This window comes from Pseudoalteromonas sp. Z9A6, assembly GCF_011378805.1.
GTDB lineage: Bacteria > Pseudomonadota > Gammaproteobacteria > Enterobacterales > Alteromonadaceae > Pseudoalteromonas > Pseudoalteromonas distincta.
Genome location: NZ_WTKZ01000111.1, coordinates 1 through 2,777 on the forward strand (window position 1 = coordinate 1; position 2,777 = coordinate 2,777).

The window sequence follows — 2,777 nt, forward strand, 5'->3', positions numbered from 1 at the left end:
ACTTAATCTAGCCAAAACAAGTTATGCACTTACAATTTGAATCTAGGCAGTATAAAAATTGGTGAAGTTACAGCCGTTAATATTAATAATCAGCGCTTTAGTATTTTGATTAAAAAATTTGAAGAAGTAGATAAACAAAGCGATGCATTACCAAGGCGTGCATCGCTTGAGTTTATTGCTTTAAAAATAGATTAAAAAAAGCACTTTAGGTGCTTTTTAATCTAGAATGCGGTGTCCTTCGGATATTGAAAAAGTTAGCAACCTTTTAATTAACTGCGATATTTTGGACGATAGTTATCTACCCATAAACGTGTTGCACCGCACACTGCGACTGGCATAACTATTAAGTTTATAAAAGGGATAGCAGTTAACAACATAACAGCAAAACCAAATCCGTATGACAAACCTTGCTTAGATTTTAAATCGTCTTTCATTTGCTTAAAGTCAATTTTATGATTATCAAACGCATAGTCTTCGTATTGAACTGCGTACATCCAACAAGTAAACAACACCCATAGTATTTGACCAATGACCGGTAAAACCCATAACAATATAAAAAAGCCAATTGCGCGAGGAAGGTAGTAGCATAGTTTTGTCCACTCACGGGCAAGCATGCGAGGTATATCTTTAACTAGTTCGGCAAAGCCGTCATCGTTAATTTTTTGACCTGTTAGGTAAAGCTCAACTTTTTCACTCAAGAGCGCATTGAAAGGGGCTGCAATAAAATTAGTGATAACTGTAAAGAGCATACTATAGCTAAACAAAACAACTAATACAGCAATAGGCCACATTAGCCACTCTAACCAGCTTAACCACTCGGGGAGCATGTTGTTTATGTAGCTAAAACTATCACTTAACCAGCCAACTAAAAAAAACAGCGAGCTACCAAACAGCAAAATATTAATTAATAGCGGAATAAGGACAAAACGCTTTAGCCCTTTTTGGCTAATTAATTTAAACCCCGAAAAAAAGTATTCCATACCTTGTGTGATCTGCACTGTAACCTCAAAAAATATTTACCATTACTTATAGTATAAATAGCTTAAAAATTTTGAACAGTACTTTTAAGTAACAAAGTGTTAGCTTTAATATTGTGGTTTTGTTTATATAGTAACAATAGGTGTTCAGTAATATGCAACTATGATTATTTAAGACAGGCCCGATTATTTTTTGCCAATAAAATAAAAAACTTACTAATCATAACTATACTGAACTTTACTGCGTAAGAAAAAAGCGCTTGATTAAAGCTTTTGTTGTTTCAATGTGTATAAATAATACGGGTAAAGGAAAATGGGTACGGATAGGTTAAAAAAGTTATTATCTCACCAGCAAGGCATTTTATCTAAAATTGCATTAGGGGTACCTTTAAGTGAGGTGCTTACTGAAATTTGTTCATCAATCGAGCAGATTATTGATGATGAATCCGCTAGGTGTTCAATCTTATCAGTTAAAGGCCAGCAGCTTTTTCATTGCGCAGCTCCTAATATTCATCCAGAGTACTGTAGTTTGCTTAATGGAGACTATATAGGGCCAAAAGTGGGCTCATGTGGTACTACTGCATTTTCGAAATCGCGCACTATTGTTGAAAATATCGAAACTTCACCGCTGTGGGAGGACTTTAAATACTTAGCACTAAAGTTTGGTCTAAAGTCATGTTGGTCAACGCCTATTTTCTCAACTCAAGCCGATTTATTAGGCACCTTTGCTATCTATCACAGCACTCCTAAATCACCATCAAAGCAAGATTTAGAGTTAATCGATTTTTTTGTGCACTTTTCTAGTATCGCTCTTGAAAAAAGTAACGAATTTAACAAAGCAAAACAGCTTCTCGCGAATTTACAGCAAAGTAATGAAAAGTTTAAAGCCTTCACTAAGGTAATGCCGATCTCATCCTTATTTTAAGTGAAGAGGGAATTTATACCGATGTGTATGGTACCTCTAATGAGTTACTGCTTGATACAAGCAAGGACCTTATTGGTCAAAGTGTTAAGGACCTGCTCTCCCAAGACGATGCACAAATGATAATGGACGTTATTAAAAAAACACTCTCGACTAACGAGACGCAAATTTTTGAATATGAATTAGCTGTACCAAAGGGGAATATAGTTTTTGAAGGCAGGGCTGCTGCATTAGATCATTACCACCCCAATAGTCCTACAAAAAGGCACGTAGTATGGATGGCCAGAGATATTTCAATAAAGAAAAAGGCCGAACAAGAAGTACATAAGCTTGCCTTTTATGACCCATTAACGAATCTTCCAAATAGAAGAATGCTTAGCGACAAATTAAGCATGTGTGTGGAGAGTGTTAAGCGTGATAAAAATATAGGGGCGTTATTATTTTTAGACCTAGATAATTTTAAGCGTATTAATGATTCACTTGGGCACAGTGCGGGTGATGAAGTACTTGTGGAATTAGCAAAAAGGTTAAGCGCAATAATAAAAGGATCTGATACGTTGGCCAGAGCGGGTGGCGATGAGTTTATTATTTTACTAAAACACGTTGGAGAAAATACACTGCAGGCGAGCATCGAGTGCAAAATAGTAGCCAAAGAGATTCAAAGAGCTTTTCATAATAAATTTGAAGTGGGCAACCTCGCATTTCAAGTAAGCTGCAGCATAGGTATTTGTCTAATTGATAGTGTAAATGCGCAGGCAGGCAATATATTAAAATTTGCAGACACGGCTATGTATCGTTCTAAAAATAAAGGGGGGGAATAGCAGTAATACCGATCATTTAAGAATTAGTTAATAGCACTTGAACGATCTTCTAGGTAT

2 protein-coding genes and 1 pseudogene are annotated in these 2,777 nt (G+C 35.9%); 2 read left to right on the forward strand and 1 reads right to left on the reverse strand.

Translation table 11 applies throughout. The features are described from left to right. Window positions 1-36 precede the first annotated feature (36 nt). The gene (locus GQR53_RS20335) at window positions 37-195 is read left to right on the forward strand and encodes a hypothetical protein (protein WP_165745041.1); all 159 of its coding nucleotides are present in this window, start codon (window positions 37-39) and stop codon (window positions 193-195) included. Window positions 196-269: 74 nt separating this feature from the next. Here GQR53_RS20335 and cysZ read toward each other — a convergent pair whose 3' ends face one another. Next, the gene (cysZ, locus tag GQR53_RS20340; RefSeq protein WP_154903387.1) at window positions 270-998 is read right to left on the reverse strand and encodes a sulfate transporter CysZ; all 729 of its coding nucleotides are present in this window, start codon (window positions 996-998) and stop codon (window positions 270-272) included. 292 nt (window positions 999-1,290) lie between these two features. Between cysZ and GQR53_RS22865 the strand changes: the two are divergent. Continuing rightward, a pseudogene (locus tag GQR53_RS22865) lies at window positions 1,291-2,714 on the forward strand (diguanylate cyclase); the annotation flags it as partial. Window positions 2,715-2,777 lie beyond the last annotated feature (63 nt).